This window comes from Paenibacillus septentrionalis (assembly GCF_042659865.1).
In the GTDB taxonomy this organism is placed as follows: domain Bacteria; phylum Bacillota; class Bacilli; order Paenibacillales; family Paenibacillaceae; genus Pristimantibacillus; species Pristimantibacillus septentrionalis.
Genome location: NZ_JBHSTE010000003.1, coordinates 149,951 through 171,956 on the forward strand (window position 1 = coordinate 149,951; position 22,006 = coordinate 171,956).

Consider the following 22,006-nt stretch of genomic DNA (forward strand, 5'->3'; position numbering starts at 1 on the left):
AATAAAGCTCCTATAAGCCCCTTGGTCCCGTAAGTTTTTCACAGTAAGCTCTTCCTGCATCTCCTTTTGATTGATGCGTGGCTACTTCTTCTCCGTTATATAGGATGGTACAGCTTACCTCACTGCCATCCCCCACGCTTGCCCATGCTCGGGTAGAAGTAAGAGGAAACATCATATCTGTAGATACAGTGAATGCTTCTCTATAAGGAACTTCAATAGAATCAAAATAAACACTTTGTGGATTGTTACGACTATTTATTTCTACTCCAAGGTTATTTACTAAATTACCATCACTTTCAATAATAACCTCTACAGTAATTTCTTCTTCGGATTGTTCTTCTGCATTCTCGCCTGTCTTTTCATTTCTAAACAGTCCTTCAGACACACCTTCATACGTGCTCTTTATCACTCCGCAGCCCGATAGCATAATTAACATCACAGCAAAGAAAAGCATAAAAAAATTTAGCCGACTGAACTTCACCTTTCTTCTTCACTCCTTTGCTTTAAATAAATAGCCATCATTTTATCAATATAATCTATAAAATCTGAATCCATACCCACAACAACTGGTTCACCATCTTCCTGTACTCGAATCATTTCCCAATATTTATCTAATAAATCTTCATCATTATCAAATAATTCAAGTGCTTTTTGATATAATTCACCTGCAATCTCTTGTGCTTCTAAAGAATAAGGGGATTGATGCATAATTCCTCGTATTTGTTGATAAATAACAATAATATCCTCAAGCCGCTTATCATCACTTCCAAAAACGGGTAAATGGTTAAGTATATCTTTTTCCTTAGAAGTTAATGATAAATCATCACCGAAATGGGCGGGGATTACTCCTTCTACAAGAGAACGATTTTCTAATGCTTGAATAACTTGAAAAATTTCTTTTGCTTCAATTCTTCCTTTGAGCTGAATGGCATGAACGGTTGACCTAAGGTAATATTGTTTGCGGTTTAATTCTTCCTTTTCCTTCTCAATCAGTTCTATTTGTTCATTTAATGAAGTTATCCAATTTTGATTTTCTTTAATATCATTTTGATTTTGTGATAATAGTTGTTTTATTTGTTCCAATGTATAGCCAATTGATTTTAGCAACAGAATTTTTTGAAGGCGAAATAAGGCATTCTCATCATAGTAACGATAACGATTTTCTCTCATTTCTGTAGGTTTTAACAAGCCAATCTGTTCATAGTGATAAAGTGTTCTTTTACTGATATTAGTTTTCTTCGCTAATTCTCCAATCAATATCATCATTTGTTGTTCCTTCCCTTAAAAATATTATAAACAATGACGTATACGTTATTGTAAAGCAATTTATTTTTAATGCTACCATAAAGCAACATACATTTATATCAGGCAACTTCTGAAAAAAATCCCTAAGAAGTATTACACAACTTAGGGATAATTTTAGAGTAATGAATTTAAAAATTCTCTTGGTTTCACAATGCTCATATCTGGCGCTCCTATATGACAACGATGTAAAGATAGCAGTTCATTTTGGGTGGAAACAAGTATTCAAAACGTTCACTAAAACAAAAAAAGAGTTAGAAGCCCTTATATATCAAGGGTTTCTAACTCTTCTACAACTACTCCCACTCAATTGTCGCAGGCGGTTTAGACGTAATGTCATACACGATACGATTAACGTTATCTACCTCATTAACGATACGAACAGAAATCTTCTCCAGCACGTCCCATGGGATACGAGCCCAGTCTGCTGTCATTCCATCAATGGACGTAACTGCGCGGATACCTACTGTATAGGAATACGTACGAGCGTCGCCCATTACGCCTACAGACTTCATGTTAGGCAGCGCCGTAAAGTATTGCCAGATCTCACGATCTAGACCTGCTTTAATAATTTCTTCACGCAGGATGTAGTCGGAATCGCGAACGATTTTCAGCTTGTCCTCAGTTACTTCGCCAAGCACACGGATCGCTAGACCTGGACCCGGGAATGGCTGACGCCATACGATTTCAGCTGGCAGACCGCACTCCTCGCCGACTTTACGAACCTCATCCTTGAACAATGCTTTCAACGGCTCAACAAGCTCAAATTTCATATCCTCTGGCAAGCCGCCAACGTTATGATGCGATTTGATTGTTTGAGCAGTTGCTGTACCGCTTTCTACGATATCTGTATACAATGTGCCTTGCGCAAGGAATTTGAAATCATCAAACTTCGAGGATTCCTCGTCAAACACATAAATAAATTCATTACCGATGATTTTACGTTTTTGCTCTGGATCGTCTACACCCTTCAGCTTGCTAAGGAAACGCTCCTGAGCGTCGATTTTAACAACCTTCATATCGAATTTGCCTACGAAGGTTTCCATTACGCTTTCCGCTTCACCTTTACGCAGCAAGCCGTGGTCGATAAACATACAAGTAAGCTGATCGCCAATCGCTTTATGAAGCAGAATCGCGACTACTGAGGAATCTACACCACCAGATAGGGCGCAAAGCACTTTATCCTTGCCAACTTGCTTACGGATATCAGCAATCGTATCCTCGATAAAGCTTTCCATCGTCCAATTTCCTTCACATTCACAAACATTGTATAGGAAGTTGCGGATCATTTCATTCCCTTTCAAGGAATGACGAACCTCTGGATGGAATTGAACAGCAAAGAAACGGCGCTCTTCATCACTCATCGCTGCAATTGGAGCATGCTCTGTGCTTGCATCTACTCTAAATCCAGTTGGAGGCTCAATAACGAGGTCGCTATGGCTCATCCATACGGTTTGCGCAAGATCTAATCCAGCTGCAATTTTACTGTTTTCAATAAACATAACATCTGCTTTACCATACTCACGCTTGCCGGCACGTTCTACTTTACCGTTAAGCTGGTGAGACATCATTTGCATTCCGTAGCAGATACCTAAAATTGGAATATTCAAATCGTAAATTGCTGGATCTACAAGAGGTGAATTTTCCTCATACACACTTGCAGGACCTCCAGAAAATACGATACCTTTTGGATTCAATTCGCGAATTTTCTCAACAGGTGTATTGAACGGCAGCAGCTCGCTATATACACCCAAATCACGAATACGTCTTGCAATCAATTGATTGTATTGTCCACCAAAATCGAGAACAACGATAATTTCATTTTGCTTTGTCATGACCGAGCCTCCCACAATTAATGTGATAATTATAGCTATACCCCTTCCACGTAGTCAAGGTGGTTCCATACTTCTACAGAAAAACGTCGAGTAATTTGACGATTTTTAGCCAAATTACTCGACGCTCTTCTGCATATTCCTTATTATGGATGCATTATCTTGCACCCGGACCCGCTGCAATCGTACCTTCCTGCTCTAAAGCACCACCTACAGCATATTCACGAGAATTCGGTTGATCGGTTGATGCTTTTTTATTCACTCTTGCTCGTTTTAACATTAAAGCGTCCAACATTAGCTGCAGCTCGCCAGGCTCAGGAGCGGTCATTTGCTTGCTATAGTATAGACGCTCCTGCATTTGCAGCAGTTCCTCTAGCGCTTGCTTTTGTCCTTGATCGTGGATACCCGCCATAATCACCTTGATACGCTGTCTCCATGTTGCTGGATTAGCATGCTCAGAGACAGCATGCTCCAAGCACTTTAAGCGATGCTCAACGAGCCGTTGCACGTTGAATTGAATCTGTTCTCTTATTTCCGGCAGCTGCTCCATTGCCCGCTGCTGCTGTTCAAGACGCTTTTTATTGCGAGAAGGATAACTGATCGGGGCTTCCCGCAGCTTCTCAACCTCCATCAAGCGCGCATACCATTGTCGATAACGACGCAGCATTCTCGCCACTTGAAGCCTGCTCCAAAACAATCGCAGCATAATGACGATAGCGAGTACCCCTACGCTAACGGCTCCAGCCAGCATCCACTGATCCGGAGATAGCATCGAAGTCCATTGCTTCAGCTCCGTCCATAACTCGCTACCAAGCTGCCCCATTTGAGACATCCAGCCTGTAGTTTGCTCCGCTTCTTCTACAGCTGGTGTAGGATCAAAGGCAACCCATCCTACCGTAGGAAAGTATACCTCAACCCATGCATGCGCATCATTGTTTCTAACCTTATATTGCGTTTCCACTATGCCGCCTTCTATCGTTCGTTGCTCGACAGCTTCTCCCATATGATAGCCTTTCACATACCGTGCTGGAATATCCTGCGTCCGCAAGAGAACAACCATCGCTGTTGCGAAATGTACACAATAACCGCTTTGTTGTTCAAATAAAAAATGATCAACAAAATCCTCGTGATCGTTCGGGATTTCACTTTTCAGACTGTATGTGTAATTGTCCTTCAAGTATTGCTCAATCGCAAGAACCTGATCGTATCTGCTAGTCCAGCCGCCGCCTGACACCTCGGAAGCTAGTGCGGCCACACGCTCTGGAAGCTGCTCAGGAAGCTGGAGGTACGAATGCAGCATATCACTTTCCCATGCTCGTTGAGCAAGCTCCTCATCAGGCTCAACCATATCGTTAAGCTCGTCTGGCACAACAATCGGCAGCTCGGTTAGTACCGTATAGCTTTTTATCGCTGCATCCTTAACGGGTGAGTACAGTGCCCCTGTTGCAGGCTCAGTAATATAATTGCTAAGCTTACGCTCTGGATCACTAGCGATCAGCTCAAGCACCACTCCCCTCGTGCCTGATTGCATAAGCGGCATGCCAACCCACGGCTCGACATAAGTAATCGATTGCTGCAATCGCATTCGATTCGCTCCCGTACCAAGCTCAGCACTTGCTGCCTGCTCGTCCGATATAGTGTGCAAGGCGACAGCTCCGCCTTCATCACTCCAGCCTTGTCCTGTATAGGTTGAACGAGTCTCTGCCCGCCAATAGTTTTCTTGAGCTGACCACCCATAAAAGACAACCTCTGAAGAAGGACGGATCGTTTGACCAAGCACTTGATCATCATCGCCATAGCCTGTTGTGGCTAATGAGCTTTGCCGATAGCTGCTGCTGGTTACATTTCTAAGCGGCAATCCGCTGGACTGCTGCGTCCAGACGGTAAGCTCCTCAGAGATTGAAAACGAAAACAGATTGGACCAGGCGACTGGTTCGCTGCGCTTTTCCTTATTATTGCTCAGTACCATTCCACCCGCTACAACAATGACCACCAGAAGCACAATGCTGGCATATTGATAGCGAGCCTGCCTGCCCCAGCTTGCAGAGAGCTGTAGTCTGCGCTGCAGCTTCGGCAAAGTTGTTAATGCAACAAGCAGCAGTCCCTCGGCCATTGTACGCAGCAAGCCGTACCATACGTTAATTCCAAGCGTGGTGTGCAAGGTAACAAGATACAGCAGTGTCGCTGCAACAAGGGAAAGAGAAAGCTGGTAATACCACACCATCGACTGCAGGGACGGGACGAGCAGCAGCCACCCTGTAAACAGAAGAATTGTTCGGCATTCATCCGACATATACCAAATGCCATAATGAAACATATCCCTCACATTTTCTGAAAATGAAGGGATTAATTGAGCAAACCACTGAACGACGCTCTGATCTACTCCTCTATAGATGAACATAAGCGCCATCAGCCCGGTAAACAGACCTACCGCAATAAATACACTCATGCTTGGTCTAAGCATTCCTAGCGCCAGCATAATGCCCGTCAGCCATAGCAAGGCTTGTGGCTGCAGCAGCCTGCTCCATTCCCCTGCATGAACCCATGGCAGCAGCCATTCCAGTAGCAGCCCAAATAAGAGAACTGTCGTAACCAAACGATAAGAAAAAGTCGGCTCAAGCGAGTCACGCTCCTGATACATAGCGCTCACTCCCTTCCTCAACCTCTATTGCCGGCTCTGGCTTTTCATAGCTATATCGCCAAACGACCTGAATGCCTGCCTGTTCCAGTATTTTTTGCTGCTCACGCATCGCATACGTCATGACACGATTCGTTGTGACAAACTGCAGCTCCAGTCTGCTCCCCTTCATCCATGCCGCTTCGGCTAGCGCTATCCAACCCTCGCTATCCTTCCACGCACCAGAGTAAACGACGACATATCCTCCAGTAGGCAGAAGCATTGACATAAAAGGAACACGATCCTTCATATGAACGGAGACATCGGGGCGCGTAACCGCAAGCAAATACTGCAGCTCCTTAACATCCTTTTCTCCTGTAAACTCGAAGCTCCAATTATCACACAGCACAGATACATTTTGCTGCTGCCCCGCTTCTACTGTATCCGCCAAGCACCAGCTGATCATGGAGCTAAACATCTGATCCTGCTGCGCCTCCTGATAAGGCAAGTCATATTGGTCAAGAATCATACATAGCGATGGCGAGGTTTCATCCACCTCTCCAACTCTTGTGTGCAGTCCTCTTCCACGCGCCGCCGCCCGATGATCGATACGACGGAAACTGTCTCCAGCTGCATAAGGTCTAGTGGATAGACCAAGCCCTTCGTCCTCCGTATTCATGCTGTAATCGGAAAATTCGGCTTGATGCTGAGATCGATGCGACATGAAACGCTGCTGCTGATCGCTTCGATGCTGCATTTGTTTCATCCACGTGCTGCTTGTATTCAGCGCAACATAACTTTCGTCCATAGGCTGCTCAAGCTGCGGCAGCACAATCAGCTTCGCCTTTTGATCACATTCCACCTTGATGCACGTAAGCCCTAGCCAGTCACCAATACGAATGACAGCAGGCGCTGTCTCGTAGCAGCCTCGCTCCATAGCACTTACTTTGTACGTTAATGACATTGATCTATGAAACAAGGGCATAAAGCTCGCACGCAGCTTGATACGTTGTTTACGCATCGTGCTCGTATTATGCAATTGATCGTAGGCCGCATACCATACGCCTGGAACAGGCAGTTTACGTTGCAGCTTAACTGTCACATATAAATCGCCCTGCTCAAGCGTAGATGCTGACAATTGACGTTCAAAGCTTACGCCAGCAGCGGCGAGCATAGGGAACACTCCGCTGAAGACTGCTATAAACGTGAATGATCCTAACAGCAGCCACTCCGGCGCATCGCCGCGCAGCAGCACAGCTACTAAGGAAGCAAGCCATAAAACAAAAATGCCGCACCATGCTCCATATCGCGTGCGATAGTTTGGCTCCAGCTCAATAACACTGGTGACTGAAGGGGTACGAGTAACGCTGTTAGTGCCCCCGTTAGAATCACTGCTGCTTGCATCACGACTGCTTTCATCCCTGCCGATGCCTGCGTCATAGCTGTCGCCAGAAGCAGGAATAGCTTCCTCCTGCTTCAATTGAATAGACGATAATCGATCTTTTTTCATCGCGATCTCTCCTTTACATTCCTTGAAACCGGAATGCGCTGAAGCACTTGATTGACATAATCTCGTTTCATCTGATGCGTATTTGGATAGCTTTTCAGCTCAATGCGGTGCGCAAGCACAGTAGCTCCAATATGCAGCAGATCATCGGGCACAATAAAGCCTCTGCTCTGCATATATGCGCTTGCTTGAGCAGCCCTGAGCCAATCCCTCAATGCACGCGGACTCAGGCCCAGCACTAACGACTCGTCAGCTCTTGTGAACGCCGCAACCTCCGTCATATAACCTATAAGCGAAGGATGAACGTATACCCGTTGCAGCTCAGCTTGCATTTGCTGCCATTCTTCATGCGATATAACGGCACGCAGCAGCTCCAGCTTCGGTCGTCTGGCAGCAGCAAATTGCTCAAGAAGCTCTTGTTCTACCTGTTGCCCCGGATAACCCAAGCTCAGCTGCAGCATAAATCGATCCAGCTGCGCCTCAAGTAAACGGTTAGTCCCTTCATAGCGCAGCGGGTTTTGCGTCGCAATAAATACAAACGGCTGAGGCAGCGGATGCGTGACGCCTTCTATGCTCACACTACGATGCTCCAATGCCTCCAGCAGCGCAGATTGAGACTTCGAGCTTGCGCGATTAAGCTCATCTCCAAGTACAACATTTGCCATGATTGGTCCTTCTCGATATACAAGCCCTCTGCCCTGCGCATCCATGATCATGCCGCCTATAATATCAGCCGGCAACAGATCTGAGGTAAATTGAATGCGGTGAAATTTTCCGCCCAGCAGTCTAGCAATTGATGTTGCCAGCATTGTCTTTCCTACTCCGGGTACATCCTCTATTAAAAGATGTCCGCCTGCAAGCAAACCTATCATAACGTCACGTATTGCCGTCTGCTTACCTAGCAGTACTTGCCCAAGCCTCTGCTCCATACGCTGAAGCAGCTGAGCAGGCGGCTGTGACCAAGTATAATTAGCAGATAGCTGTTCCATTGATTGAGCAGTCGAAGAGGTAGTATTCATCTATGATCCTCCCTAGTACAATTTCTATTTCTAGTATCGCCACTCTCTCAATCTTTTAATCAACAATCTCTTAGCACTAGAGCATAAACAACAAAAAGGAAGAGCATCTCGCTCTCCCTTGAACATCCATCGTTATGTATGTATTGAATCGAAACTGTTGTGCTAACTTCCTTCTGCTTTTTTGCGCAGCTCTGCTGTCCGTTCCTTTAGCTGCTGGGCTTGCTTATCAGATAGCGGCTTGCGGTCCCATTTGATTGTTTCAGCAAGCCTTGATGTAATCGGCTGCGTATGTTCGTTAATGCTAAAAAACTGATAATCCCTCGTTTGAAAGTATGCAATAATCTCTGGTAGAGCCGCGACTGTTTCTCCATGCGTTGCACTGTCATGCAGCAGCACGATCATGCGATCGGACACACGTGATTCCTTTACCGCCTTCATAATTTCTTCAGCGGTCACCTCTCTCGATCTGGAATCACCGCTATCTACATTCCAGTCATAGACCATATAACCGGCATCTTCTACCGCTTTTAAATAACTTCTGTCCATATTGCCAAAGCTTCCCCCTGGTGCTCGGAACAAATAAGGCACAACTCCTGTAACCTCATAAATCGTTTCAGACGTCTCCACAAGCTGATTTACAAATTGCTCCGGCGACTCATACAGCTCGTTATAGCGGTGATTATACGAATGATTGCCAATGCTGTGACCCTCCTCTACGATCCGCTTTGCCAGCTCGGGATATTGCTTCACCTTCTCACCAAGCACAAAAAATGTCGCTTTTATATGATGTTCGGCAAGCATATCTAGTACCGATGCTGTCAGCTTGCTTGGACCATCGTCGAAGGTCAGATACACTTTACCTGCATAATTGCCCTGCTGCTCCTCATTGCTGTCTGGCAACGAAGAATTTTCTTCCTCCGGCTGCGGCTTTCTGCACTGCTCGAATGCCTTGGTGACAGGCATGGACTTCATCGCAAGCTGTAAGCACCCCAGCTCCTGTGATGCACCAATATAGTGCTGCTTGCCATTACTTGCTCTTCTGACGGTGCTGGCATCCACCAGCTCGGCTCGCTGCTGACCACGGTGCTGCTGAGACAGTATGCTTGTCTGCGAAAGCTGGGCAGCTTGTACGACTCCTGCCGCATCAGTATGCTGCAGTTGACCAGCAGGCATAATCGAATACAGCTCTCCTATCGCCCATAGCGATGTTGCAACCATTATGCCAATTATGACAATCAGCATCGACCTTCTCCACCAAGTGCTCAACAGCAACGCCTCCTACTATCCAATCGCTGCTATCAATATATGAACAAAGTAGAGGATGCATGTCTTGAATACGTGTATTTGCCAAAAAAACAAAAACAGCACAATCGTACCTGTGCTGTTGTATCTATTCCATCACATATTAGAGCTTGCTATGACGCTTCACTGCCTCGAGCACAGCATCGGCATGGCCTTTGACCCTCACTTTTGTCCACTGCTCAAGCAGCTTCCCTTTTTCATCAATAAGAAAGGTGGAGCGAACAATTCCCATATACTCACGGCCATACAGCTTCTTAAGCTGCCACACCCCATACTTCTCACACACCTTATGCTGCTCGTCCGAAAGCAGCAGATAGGGGAGTTCTTTTTTCTCAATAAAGTTTCGGTGGGATTTTTCATTGTCCATGCTAATCCCTACAACCTCTACGCCCAGCTGTTGCAGTTCAACATATCGATCTCGCAAATCACACGCCTCCTGCGTACAAGCAGGCGTCATATCCTTTGGGTAAAAAAACAGAACGACCTTTTTGCCAAGCTGATCCTTCAGTGACCACTTGGTACCGTCCGATGCAGGCAGCATAAACATCGGAACCTTCTTGCCAATCTCTAAGCTCATCGTATCTCCTCCTTGCTTCTGTCCACCTTATAAAGTACATATTAACATTATTATATACCCGCATGAACCTGCTGAATCTACTACGGAATAAGACTAAAATTTCGAAATAACGGTGTTGACTTCCGGGTCAATCAGCGAAAACAAACTTGACTGATAACGAATTGAGGCAAAGCTAATGAATGAAACGGTACGCCAGCAGTATTCGTTTGTTCGTCAAACGCGATTTTTCCCTCTAAAACAAAATCCTCCATGCATGCTGGTCGCCAATGTGACAATCACAGTTGGACCACACAGCTGCTTGGAGGATTTTTATATTGTTCAGCCTGCAATCATCAGGTTGCAGCAGCATGGCTACTGCACTAACTATGAACCCGCTCCGCGATATCGCTTCACACCATGATTCCATACTAAGAGTCCTAGTCCAAAGACGATCAGCCCCATCACTGGTGTTAGCAGTGCAAGCCTCGATATATCGTCCTCCTTTGGCTCCAGAAAATAAGAAGCAGGTATAATGCCAACGAAAGCGAACGGAAGCAGCCACGTCAATACGAATCGAATCAATTTATTATAAATGTTAACCGGATAACGTCCATAGTTCTGAATGTTGTACATAAGCGGCACGATGCCTGTCGGAGAATCCGAGTAGAACGACAAAGCGCTAAGGGCCGTATAGATTCCTCCATATATGAATACAGCACCCACAACCAGCACGACAAATACGAGCACGTCGATTGCCTGCAGCGTCAGCCCCATATCATACCAGCAAACCGCCATAACGATCATTCCAACAAAGGAACCGAATAAAGACGGGGGATCAATGTTTTCCAGCAGCACCTGATACAAGCTGTGTGCTGGCCTCGTTAATACGCGATCCATCTCTCCCTTCACGATATAACGCTCGCCAAAATTCCAAATACTAAAAAATGTGCTGAATACGCCAAAAGGCACCATGAAAAAGCCATATACAAAAATAACCTCGGATTGCGACCAGCCGCCAAGCAGTGGCGTATGCTGGAACACAACTAATATAAAGATCAGATTCATCCCCTGCTGCAGCAGGTCTGAGAATACTTCAATCCAGAAATCTGCGCGATACGTCATGCGACTCTTCACGTAATTTTTCAAGTATTCAAGCATTAGTGTCATATATCTCATGCTGTTAACCCCCTTGCACGAACAGGCGCTGCCTTGCTGAACGCCACATCACAATAATTGGAATAAGCAGCACAACGAGCCACGCAAGCTGAATAAGAAACACTTGACCCGCTGCAGCCAGCGGTGTACGTCCTGTAAAAATCGAGCTTGGCAAATACGTAATCGCTTGAAAAGGCAGCCAGCTCATAATTGACGAAAGCCAGCCCGGGAAAAATGCAATAGGAATAATAACGCCAGAAAACAAATCAACCATCACCCGTTTCATACGCATAAGCCCCTCGTTGTTTTCAACAAAGAAAGCGAACAAGCCTGTCATAATATTCAGCTGTGAATTAATGAGGAAGCTGAATACGAGCATTCCCAAATACGTAAGCCACACAACAGGATCTGACGGCAGCACGACCGGAAAGATCAAGCAGACAATGGCAAGGCCTGGGATCATAAACAGAATAAAGCGGAACAATCCTTCTCCAAACCCCTGCATCAGCTTGACGATCAAATAGTTGTATGGGCGAATCATTTGAATCGCGACGCTTCCATCCTTAATCTCAGTAGCGATATCACGATCCAGGTTGTTAAAGTAAAACGCTCTTGCCATCCATGAGATAGCCAGATAGGTTGTCATCTGATCGATTGAGAAGCCTGCCAGCGTATCCTGCGTGCCATATATCGCCTTCCATAAAAAATAATATGCGCCAATGTTAATGGCATAAATAATTATTCCGCTGTAGTAATTGACGCGATAAGCGAGCATCATCAAGAAGCGGATTCGAATAAAATCAATGTAAGCAGAAATCATTTCAGCACTGGCTCCTTTTCCACCTCGTTGACCGTTTCCTTCAGCCGTTCACTTTCGCTCTGCTTCACTTCGGCAGAGCCCGTCTGATAGATACCCCGTACAATATCATCCGTGTTCGTTTCAAAAATTTTAATATCACGAATCGGGGCGCCTCCAACGACTGCTCCCATCGCTTCTGAGAAATTCACCTCATGCGGCACGAATAACGATGCGGTAAACTCATTATCTCTCGTCCAGGAGACGTTCAACGCTCCCGTAAGCTGTTGAAGCCTGCTGATCGACATCGCTTCTCCAAACTGGAATTGAATCTCTCTACCCTTGCTCCATGTTGTTTTCAGCTCTTCCAGGCCGCCATCGTATATAATCGATCCATCATCAAGCATAATAACGCGTGAGCATAACGCTTCAATATCCTGCAGATCGTGTGTTGTCAGCAGGATCGTCGTTCCTTCCTCACGATTCATCTCAAGCAGAAAATCACGAATTTCTGTTTTTACAACAATATCAAGTCCAATCGTAGGCTCGTCCAAAAATACAATGGACGGGTTATGCAGCAGCGAAGCGACCAGTTCACAACGCATGCGTTGTCCCAAGCTTAGCTTGCGCACAGGACGGTTGAGCAGTTCACCAAGCTGCAGCCGTTCGACTAGACGATCAAGCCGCCGATTAAAATCATTCAACGGTACATCGTACACCTTGCGCAGCAGCTGGAATGATTCAATAACACCGATATCCCACCATAGCTGAGAGCGTTGACCGAATACGACACCAATTTCTTTGACAAATTTTTCGCGATCTCGGTGTGGAACATACCCGTTCACTTTTAGCTCTCCCGAAGTCGGCACAAGAATACCGGTCAACATTTTAATCGTTGTCGATTTTCCGGCTCCATTCTCACCGATATATCCGCATATTTCTCCCTGCGGAATCTGAAACGTAATATCATTAACCGCCGTCACCTGCGTATATTCCCGCTTAAACAAATCCTTAAGCGCACCTGACAGACCTGAGCGATTTTTCTGAACCTTAAACTGCTTGCGCAGCTCCTTAACATCTATTGCTAACATATGACAATGATAGCTCCTTTCATCGACATTTCCTGGGAAATAGTATTACCAATATGAAAAACTTGCAACAACTTGTCTACTGCCATTATAATTTGATGATATGTAATCATACAAAACTTCTAGCTGAACGTAAATGCAATCATACGCGGTGTTTTTGTATTATTGTCATGAAATAGTTTACCATAAGAACAGCGATGAGGTTCGTATATGATCCGCATAAACACTACTTTATAGGTATTGAAAGGGGACCAACCACGCGATGCGTACTCGGTCGAAAAAACAGAACAAAAAATTCAAATGGTTATTTATCGCAATATTAGTTGTTGTCGCTCTTATCGTTGGTGCAGTTGTTTATTGGGGTTCAGGTGTATTCAATTCATTAGATGGCTTACAGAAAGACAATAAAGACTCCTTGATCAATCCGGAAACGCCGGAAATTGAAGTTGAAGTTCCAAAATGGGAAGGCTCTGAGCGTGTTAATATATTGTTGCTTGGTGGCGATGCCCGTGAAGCAGATCCAAATGAGATGGCACGTTCTGACTCGATGATCGTAGCCTCAATAGATCCTGTTACGAAGGAAGCACATCTCTTCAGTATATTGCGTGATACGTACACGGAGATAGAAGGCTATGGAAGAGGCAGAATCAATACAGCTATTACACTTGGCGGTGCACCGCTTGCGATGCAAACCATTGGTGATTTGCTGGGACTAGAAATTCAATACTATCTCTATACCGATTTTGAAGGATTCAAGGCGCTTGTCGATGCAATTGGCGGGGTTCACTTTACCGTAGAGAAAGATATGAAATATACCGACAATGCTGACAAGAATCGTTATGATATTGATCTGAAAGCTGGCTATCAGCTGTTGGATGGCGACAAGGCGCTACAATATGTACGCTTCCGTCATGACGCATTAAGCGACTATACGCGTACTGAGCGTCAGCGTAATTTCCTAATGACGGTTGCAAAGGAAATGCAATCGACATGGAATATTATTCGCATGAGAGAAATTATCGAAAGCGTATCGCCTTACATTGATACGAATATAAGCGTTATGGATATGCTGAAGCTCGGACAACTCGGCTTAGGCCTTAAAATTGGCGATAGCGCGCAGATTCCTCCTTTTGAGCATTTGCGAGAAACGACAATAGGCGGGGCTTCCGTCCTTAGTTACAGCAGCGTAGAGGATATTCAGAATTATGTCCAAGAGGTGCTTGCGCCTAAGCCAGACCCTACTGTTGATTCTGAAGCGGATCCAACAAGCTTGAACGAAAATGCAGCAAGCAACACCACTGCTCAGTAACATTGGCACACAGAATATGATAAACTAAAGAGCATTAATGCTCTTACAATGAAAAGCAGGAGCGTTCATTCGCTCCTGCTTTTCATTGTCATTGGACCTACATGACCTGTAAAGGAGATTGTACTATGTTAAACGAAAGAAAACGATCAGAACAACTATATGAAGAGGCGTTGCAGCATATTGTAGGCGGGGTTAATTCCCCTTCACGTTCCTTCAAGGCAGTCGGCGGCGGAGCTCCAGTATTTATGGAGCGTGCCGAGGGCGCCTATTTATATGATGTGGATGGCAACCGTTATATCGATTACCTGGCAGCATACGGCCCGATTATTACGGGACATGCCCACCCGCATATTACAGAGGCAATTACGAAGGCGGCTGTTAACGGTACCCTGTTCGGCACGCCAACAGCACTTGAAATCAAGCTTGCTAAAATGCTGAAGGAAGCGATTCCTTCTATGGATAAGGTTCGCTTTGTCAACTCCGGCACCGAGGCAGTTATGACGACAATTCGCGTAGCACGCGCCTATACAGGCAGAAATAAAATTATCAAATTTGCCGGATGTTATCATGGACACTCCGATCTAGTGCTCGTTGCTGCTGGATCTGGCCCTTCTACGCTAGGCATCCCGGACAGTGCAGGGATTCCTACAAGCATTGCCCATGAAGTCATAACCGTTCCTTACAACGACATCCCTGCATTGAAGGAAGCACTTGAGCGCTGGGGTGACGAAACTGCTGCTGTAATGATTGAGCCGATTGTCGGCAACTTCGGTATGGTTATGCCTCATCCGGGTTACCTGGAGGCCGTATGCTCGCTTGCAAGAGGCGCTGGCTCGCTAGTCATTTACGATGAAGTCATTAGCGCCTTCCGCTTCCACTACGGCTCTACCCAGACGTATGCAGCGTTTCCGGATCATCAGGCGATTGAGCCCGACTTGACTGCGCTTGGCAAAATTATCGGCGGCGGTTTGCCAATTGGCGCATACGGCGGCCGCAAGGAAATAATGGAGAAGGTTGCACCATTAGGCCCTGCTTATCAGGCCGGCACAATGGCAGGCAATCCCGCTTCCATCTCGGCAGGCATTGCATGCCTTGAAGTGCTGCAAACACCTGGCATCTATGAGGAAATGGAACGTCTTGCAACAAAGCTGAAGCAAGGCCTGCTCGATGCTGCTAGCCAAAACGGCATTGCGCTTACCGTTAACCAAATTCGCGGCTCGCTATCCACTCATTTTTGCTCGCATGAGGTGACGAACTATGATCAAGCCCTGGACACAGATGGCGAATTGTTTGGACGCTTTTTCAAAGGCATGCTGGCGCAAGGCATCAATCTTGCCCCTTCCAAATATGAGGCATGGTTCTTGACCATCGCCCATACGGAAGAGGACATTGATCGTACGATTGAAGCTGCAGCCCACGTAATGGCTGCCTTATAATAATCGGAAACCAGGCACGTTTGCAGTCTACTGTACTGCTTCATTTAGCTTTTAGCGATGCACATCATAAGCCTGACTAACCTTTTATCGCATACAATACTATACAGGAGCTGCTTTTTATGAATATTCAATACTTACATCCTTCTGATCAAATCGTGATGATGATGGAACGGATATACAGCTATGGCATGACGACAACTTCAGGCGGCAATCTCTCAATCGTTGATGAGAACGGCGATATGTGGATTACACCTGCTAGTGTCGATAAAGGCGAGCTAACTAGACAGGATATCGTCTGCGTGAAAGCCGATGGAAGCATCGTCGGCAAGCATCGCCCGTCAAGCGAATATCCGTTTCACAAGCTGATCTATGAACAACGTCCTGATCTGAAAGCAGTCGTTCATGCGCATCCACCTGCTCTTGTTGCCTTCAGCGTCGTTCGTCAGATCCCTAATGTTGAGCTTCTGCCTCATGACTATCGAATATGCGGAACGGTTGGTATGGCGCCATACGGCTTGCCTGGAAGCATGGAGCTGGGACACCATATTGCAAATGTTTTTGCGAGCGGCATTAATACGGTAATGCTCGAAAATCACGGTGTCGTTGTCGGCGGAAAAACGTTGTTTCAAGCTTTCCAGCGCTTCGAAACGCTCGAATATTGTGCACGTTTGGAAATCAATGCACGTCGAATCGGTACACCGACAGAACTGAACTCCAATGTAGATATTGTAGCGCTGGAGCCAGAACTGACTGAATTTGTACCTGCAACAATTAGCAGTGAGGAGCGAGAGGCTCGCAGAGAAATGTGCAAGCTGATTCACCGCTCCTATGAACAGCAGCTCTTTACGAGCACGCAAGGAACCTTCTCACAGCGCTTGTCTGACGATTCGATTATTACGACTCCTTACAATATGGACCGTAAGTATTTACAGCCAGAGGATCTTGTTCGCATTAAGGATGGGCAGCGCGAAGCTGGAAAAGTGCCAAGCCGTTCAATTAAGCTGCAGCAGGCGATTTACAGCTCGCAGCCGCATATTCGATCCATTATATTGGCGCACCCGCCGAATATTATGGCGTTCGCGATTACGAATGAGGATTTTGATTCGCGCATTATTCCAGAAAGCTATATATTGCTGCGAGATATCCCGAAGGTGCCGCATGATGATCTTTACACGAAGGAATTGGATGTTGCCAAGCTGCTTACTCCGCAGACGCCTATCGTCATTGGACAAAATTGCTGTGCCATCGTAACAGGAACAAGCCTGCTAAGCACATTCGACCGCCTTGAGGTTGCTGAATACAGCGCTATGGCGGTAATATCAGCGAAAGCACTCGGCAGCATTATTCATATGGAGCCTGCGCGCATCGATGAAATCGATGTTGCCTTTAAGCTTAAATAACGATCGTGGACTATTGAGTCCCTTCTGTTATACAAGCAAAGGAGTCGTCTGAAAAGTATGCATCATGTACGGTGGTTAGCTTGAAGCTCGCAGTGAGCGAAGGAGTAAAGAGATTCTGGAAAACGCCAGTGGCTCGCCTTTGAAGCCTGATTCTACCTCATGAATTAGAGAAGGATCAGGCTTTAAACGCGAGTGATATTTAATCCGTAGCGGCTCCTTAGCTGTAGCTAACTTCTCAGACGACTCCTTTTACTTAACAGCATTAATAATTGATCTGCTCATGATCCAGCAGCTTCTCCTTGAGATCCAATCCTGCACTAAAGCCTGTTAGCTTGCCACTGGAACCAATAACACGATGACAAGGAACAACAATCAACACAGGATTTTTCCCAATTGCTCCGCCTACTGCCCTTACCGCCTTGCGGTTGCCGATTGTCTCTGCAATATCCCGATAGCTGACCGTCTTACCGAAAGGAATCTCAACCAGCGCTTGCCATACTCGTTTCTGGAAATCAGTCCCACGCATGTCAAGCGGGAGATCGAAAACTGTACGCTGCTTGTCCCAATATTGCTTGAACTGCTCAATATAGCCTGACATATACGAAGGATTTTCTATCAGCTCTGATTCTTTGGCATATTTGCTATGCCATGCTTGAAGCTCCTCATAATTGTGGTCAATATCGATATAGCAAAGTCCTTTCTCGGTGGCAGCCAGCGTATAGCACAGCTCTCCGTCACGCCAAGCACTCCAATATACATTCATCTGATAAGTCCTCCTCATCTGATTCGTATTAAATAAAAAAACCTGCTGTCATGTTTGTAGCATTGCCAACAGCAGGCTCTGAATCTTGTCTTATAATAATTGCAGTTATGTTCTAAAGTATGATGCCTTTTCCAGCAATTCACTCGATTTCGCTCGAAGCTCATCGGTTGATGCGGCAATTTCCTCCATAATAGCGGCTTGCTGCTGTGACGTATCGTGAACCGCTTTTGCACCTTCACGAATATTTTCAGCAACCTGGGCAACCTTGCTCGTCTGCTCGCGGGATTCCTCCACTTGCTTTGCTTGAATGGAAAGCAGGCCTGCCATTTTCTCGACTGTTTCAGCTACCGTAGTCGCTTCCTCCTTCACTTCATAGAAGGCTTTAGCGAAACGCTCACCATTTTCAGCTTCCTGACTCGACAGCTTGTATTGTTCATTAATCGATTGAACGGCTGCAACTACCCCATTTTGTACCTGTTCAATCAGATGACGAATTTCATCAACGGCTTGACCACTGCTGTCCGCTAGCGACTTCACCTCTTGTGCAACAACTACAAAGCCTCGGCCTTCCTCACCTGCACGCGCTGCCTCTATCGCAGCATTTAAGGCAAGCAAATGCGTTTGCTCTGCAATACCGCCAACAACGCTTGAGATGTTGCCGATTTCTTCTGCAAGTTGACTTAACTGCTGGATTGTTTCCAACGAGCCCTTATTCAACTGCTCCAGCTGACGCATTCCTTCAACAAGGGAGCGAAACACCTCTTCGCTTTGTGTAGCCGCCTGATTCATATGATCCGTTCGCTGCTTCGCCACGCTTGCTTCCTCTTGCATGTGCAGTGCAGAATGATACAGCTCGTCTGCCGATGTATTCAACAGATTAGTAGAGCTCGCTTGCATCGTAGTACCAGAAGTAATTTGTTCGGACTGAACAGTTAAACCCTCCAGCTGAACAGCCGTTTGATTCACTGCTTCCTGAAGCTCCTGCACATGACGATCCGTTAGCGCCGAGTTTGATTTGATACTGTTAACAATGGTACGGAATTGAATCAGCATCTTATTGACAGCCTCTGCAAGCTGGTACATTTCATCACGTGTTCGAACTTCTACTGAAGCAACATTCAAATTCCCCGTAGCCGCTTCCGTAACCGTATTTGTTACGGCAATCAATGGCTTTAGCATCCAGCGTGCTGCTATATAACCGAATAATCCCGTCCAAAAAATACCTATTGCTAATGTTCCTACTACAAACAACCATGATGGTATGGTCGAAAACCATTCTAATTTTCCGACTACAAGTAGAAAAAATGCACTTGTCGCATACGTGATTGCGGATGCTACTGTAATGCCAAGTACCATTTTTTTGACGATACTTTTTCGAATGTTCATAGAATTGCTCCTTTAGCCCGACTTAGATTTTAGTTTCTATTATTTCTATATATAAATGGGTTTTCAGACACGCCCTAATTCTTGAAGCAATTCTTGATGAATATGACCATTCGATGCGACCACATCACGGACTTCCAAATGGTATGAATGTCCTTCGATATCTGTAACTTTGCCACCTGCTTCCTGTATAATCAGCGAACCTGCTGCCAAGTCCCAGCTATTCAAATTATACTCGAAAAAGCCTGTCAAACGACCAGCTGCAACATATGCCATATGCAAGGCAGCAGAACCGCCTGATCTGATGTTGCGAACTTGCGGCGCTAAACGAGCTATTGCTCGTAGATTCAGAGGCAGCGCATAGCTTTGGTCAGGCGGGAAACCGGTTGCGATCAAGCTTTCCTGAAGCTTCATTTCCTTGGATATCTCAAGTCGCTTCCCGTGCACGTAAGCCCCTTTTCCTTTCTCCGCTACAAACAGCTCATCCGAGCTAGGATCATAGATAACTCCGACGATAACCTCTCCTTTATAGGCGAGTGCTATCGATACACAAAAGAATGGAAAACCATGCACAAAATTCGTCGTACCGTCTATTGGATCAACAATCCATAAATACTCCGCATCCTTGGCGCTTGCGATCGCCTGAGTCGATGCATCAGCACCTGGCTCAACCCCTTCCTCGCCTAGAAACGAATGCTGGGGAAAATGCGTACTAATTAGATTACGAATTAATCGTTCAGAGCCTTTATCAATTTCAGTTACGAGATCAGACGCAGAAACCTTTTGATTTAGCTGCAATGTAGTACCTAGCTTTGTTTTCACCCATTCTCCTGCTTTTGCAGCACAATTAATTGCGACAGCCGTAAAGCTTTTGCTGCCTACAACGGAGGGCAATTTTTCCTCTTTCAATTCTATCACCCTTTCTTCCAATAGCTTTTACTATGTATGTACGGCTGAAACTACTACTTGTTTCATTGTTTATAACCATATTAGTATAAAACCAACTATCCATCAAATATTGTTTCTCAGATGAAACAAAAATCAGCATGCATGTAGTAAAACGTTTACATTTTGTTACAGCTGCGAGGGCTCTAGGCCCTCGGATCAGCTTATAGCTCAATCGCTCCGTTGTTCAGTACCATCAATGGCTCCTGCTCCTTGCAGGCTCTAAGCTCATCCATTAACTGAAAAAGAGCGATATCCTTTGCTTTCGCCTCCAGCATACAATCGATTGCTGGGGCATATTGCTTAGCCTGCTGAAGAAAGGCAAGCAGCGGTCCAAGCTCTACATGATCAGCATGACCGCGAGGGTCGCTCAAGCTTTTGGGACTCGAGGCATGAATTTTTACGGGGAGATCATTTGGCGAAATGTCCAATCTTTCGCACTCCTTCGCCCAAGTCGCAACGATACGTGGCCAATAGTCATGAATCAGCTCAGTCTCAGTAATGGTTCCAGGATTGACCGCATGATGATGGATATCGAGCACCATCGGCACACCAACAGCTTCCGCAGCAGCAAGCGTCTGGGCAACATTGAAGGTTTTGTCGTCATTCTCCAACGTGACGCGATGCTTCAATCTTGACGGCAGTTGATTGAACTGTTCAACAAACCTTGCACCTGCAGTTTCCTTGTCACCATAGGCACCGCCCATATGAATATTGCACTTGCTGCGTTCATCCAGTCCCATCGCCTCGAGCATTGAAACATGATATTCCATATCTCGAATCGAGTTGAGCAGCACTTCTTCACGAGGGGTGCTGAACACACAAAAATGGTCAGGATGGAAAGATACTCGCATCCCCTTTTCCTTCACAAACTTCCCGATTGTCCGAAATGAGTCTTGCAGTGTCGCATAAGGATTCCACCCCGCGAGCGCCGCGTGTGTTGCAAGCGGAATTAGCTTTGATGAAAAGCGATAAACCATAATATCATTCGCTACGCAATGCTTTAACAGGCGAAGCGTATTGTGCAGATTCGTCTCGGCTATTTGCATCAATCGGTTGATTGCCGCCTCCCGATCAGCCAGCTTGGAAAAGCTTGCATACGTCATCGTTTTAGAAGGCGAGGCCTCTTTTAGCTCAAGGCTCATCGCCACGAAACCAAATCTGATTGTCGTCATTTACTGTTCTCCGAAAAACATCTCATGGGCAAGTGCTGTTTGAACACGCGCCTCTTCCTCTGTTAGTTTGCGAACAAGCTCCATTTCAACCTGAGTAATTTCCTCACCTTGAAAATTGATTTCAGCTATCGAAGCAGATATACGGACAATCGCAATCGCTTCATTAGATGGTGTGTAGGCAATTACTTTCTGACCAGTTGGATATACACGGAAGCCTTTCTTTACCATCTTGCCCTTTCCATACTCCAACAATTCATACAATTCCTGTTCTGACTTGAATTTGCATACCGAGTTGAATTCAGTTTGAAATCCCATCAATATCCCTCGCAATCTATGTACATTTATAGGTAGGTTATGATCAATCTTGTCCAGTATACCGAATCTTGACGCCACTTGCCAGACGAAACCATCCTAAATAGAA

The 22,006-nt window shown here is 45.7% G+C and carries 19 protein-coding genes; 3 read left to right on the forward strand and 16 right to left on the reverse strand.

All coding sequences use genetic code 11. The features are described from left to right. Positions 1-10: 10 nt before the first annotated feature. The 11 genes from ACFP56_RS09135 to ACFP56_RS09185 all read right to left on the reverse strand — a co-directional run bounded on the left by ACFP56_RS09135 (position 11) and on the right by ACFP56_RS09185 (position 13,177). Positions 11-481 carry a hypothetical protein gene (locus ACFP56_RS09135; RefSeq protein WP_379233578.1) on the reverse strand — a complete coding sequence of 157 codons (471 nt, stop codon included), beginning with the start codon at positions 479-481 and terminating at the stop codon, positions 11-13. Next, complete coding sequence (locus ACFP56_RS09140; protein WP_379233580.1) at positions 478-1,266, reverse strand: MerR family transcriptional regulator; 789 nt, start codon at positions 1,264-1,266, stop codon at positions 478-480. The genes ACFP56_RS09135 and ACFP56_RS09140 overlap by 4 nt, the downstream gene beginning before the upstream one ends. A gap of 332 nt (positions 1,267-1,598) precedes the next feature. Continuing rightward, a complete protein-coding gene (guaA, locus tag ACFP56_RS09145) occupies positions 1,599-3,137 on the reverse strand; it encodes a glutamine-hydrolyzing GMP synthase (RefSeq protein WP_379233582.1) in 1,539 nt (512 codons plus the stop codon). A gap of 154 nt (positions 3,138-3,291) precedes the next feature. Continuing rightward, positions 3,292-5,775, reverse strand: a complete 2,484-nt coding sequence (locus ACFP56_RS09150) for a transglutaminase-like domain-containing protein (RefSeq protein WP_379233584.1) — start codon at positions 5,773-5,775, stop codon at positions 3,292-3,294. Further along, entirely contained in the window at positions 5,759-7,261 is a 1,503-nt protein-coding gene (locus tag ACFP56_RS09155) for a DUF58 domain-containing protein (protein ID WP_379233586.1), read from the reverse strand. The genes ACFP56_RS09150 and ACFP56_RS09155 overlap by 17 nt, the downstream gene beginning before the upstream one ends. Beyond that, positions 7,258-8,277, reverse strand: coding sequence for an AAA family ATPase (locus ACFP56_RS09160; protein ID WP_379233588.1), 1,020 nt, complete (start codon positions 8,275-8,277; stop codon positions 7,258-7,260). The genes ACFP56_RS09155 and ACFP56_RS09160 overlap by 4 nt, the downstream gene beginning before the upstream one ends. A 162-nt stretch (positions 8,278-8,439) precedes the next feature. Beyond that, the gene (locus ACFP56_RS09165; protein ID WP_379233590.1) at positions 8,440-9,543 is read right to left on the reverse strand and encodes a polysaccharide deacetylase family protein; all 1,104 of its coding nucleotides are present in this window, start codon (positions 9,541-9,543) and stop codon (positions 8,440-8,442) included. A 139-nt stretch (positions 9,544-9,682) separates the two neighbouring features. Beyond that, positions 9,683-10,156, reverse strand: coding sequence for a thioredoxin-dependent thiol peroxidase (bcp, locus tag ACFP56_RS09170; protein WP_379233592.1), 474 nt, complete (start codon positions 10,154-10,156; stop codon positions 9,683-9,685). A 363-nt stretch (positions 10,157-10,519) separates the two neighbouring features. Further along, entirely contained in the window at positions 10,520-11,311 is a 792-nt protein-coding gene (locus tag ACFP56_RS09175; protein ID WP_379233594.1) for an ABC transporter permease, read from the reverse strand. Between the two features lie 4 nt (positions 11,312-11,315). Beyond that, on the reverse strand, positions 11,316-12,110 hold the full coding sequence (locus ACFP56_RS09180) for an ABC transporter permease (RefSeq protein ID WP_379233596.1): 795 nt from the start codon (positions 12,108-12,110) through the stop codon (positions 11,316-11,318). Further along, positions 12,107-13,177: an ABC transporter ATP-binding protein gene (locus tag ACFP56_RS09185; RefSeq protein WP_379233598.1), complete on the reverse strand. Its 1,071-nt coding sequence runs from the start codon at positions 13,175-13,177 to the stop codon at positions 12,107-12,109. Before ACFP56_RS09185 ends, ACFP56_RS09180 begins: the two co-directional genes overlap by 4 nt. Positions 13,178-13,436: 259 nt before the next feature. On the opposite strand from ACFP56_RS09185, the gene ACFP56_RS09190 reads away from it, so the two are divergent. From ACFP56_RS09190 to ACFP56_RS09200, 3 genes are all read left to right on the forward strand, one after another. Further along, a complete protein-coding gene (locus ACFP56_RS09190) occupies positions 13,437-14,483 on the forward strand; it encodes an LCP family protein (protein WP_379233600.1) in 1,047 nt (348 codons plus the stop codon). A 125-nt stretch (positions 14,484-14,608) separates the two neighbouring features. After that, the gene (locus ACFP56_RS09195; protein WP_379233602.1) at positions 14,609-15,919 is read left to right on the forward strand and encodes a glutamate-1-semialdehyde 2,1-aminomutase; all 1,311 of its coding nucleotides are present in this window, start codon (positions 14,609-14,611) and stop codon (positions 15,917-15,919) included. 119 nt (positions 15,920-16,038) lie between these two features. After that, entirely contained in the window at positions 16,039-17,319 is a 1,281-nt protein-coding gene (locus tag ACFP56_RS09200; protein WP_379233604.1) for a class II aldolase/adducin family protein, read from the forward strand. A 262-nt stretch (positions 17,320-17,581) separates the two neighbouring features. Here ACFP56_RS09200 and ACFP56_RS09205 read toward each other — a convergent pair whose 3' ends face one another. From ACFP56_RS09205 to ACFP56_RS09225, 5 genes are all read right to left on the reverse strand, one after another. Then, positions 17,582-18,082: a methylated-DNA--[protein]-cysteine S-methyltransferase gene (locus tag ACFP56_RS09205; RefSeq protein WP_379233606.1), complete on the reverse strand. Its 501-nt coding sequence runs from the start codon at positions 18,080-18,082 to the stop codon at positions 17,582-17,584. A 105-nt stretch (positions 18,083-18,187) separates the two neighbouring features. After that, a complete protein-coding gene (locus ACFP56_RS09210; protein ID WP_379233608.1) occupies positions 18,188-19,468 on the reverse strand; it encodes a methyl-accepting chemotaxis protein in 1,281 nt (426 codons plus the stop codon). A 63-nt stretch (positions 19,469-19,531) separates the two neighbouring features. Then, complete coding sequence (locus ACFP56_RS09215) at positions 19,532-20,374, reverse strand: inositol monophosphatase family protein (protein WP_379233610.1); 843 nt, start codon at positions 20,372-20,374, stop codon at positions 19,532-19,534. A 200-nt stretch (positions 20,375-20,574) separates the two neighbouring features. Then, a complete protein-coding gene (uvsE, locus tag ACFP56_RS09220; protein ID WP_379233612.1) occupies positions 20,575-21,585 on the reverse strand; it encodes a UV DNA damage repair endonuclease UvsE in 1,011 nt (336 codons plus the stop codon). Beyond that, positions 21,586-21,900, reverse strand: a complete 315-nt coding sequence (locus ACFP56_RS09225) for a hypothetical protein (RefSeq protein WP_379233614.1) — start codon at positions 21,898-21,900, stop codon at positions 21,586-21,588. Between the last annotated feature and the right edge of the window lie 106 nt (positions 21,901-22,006).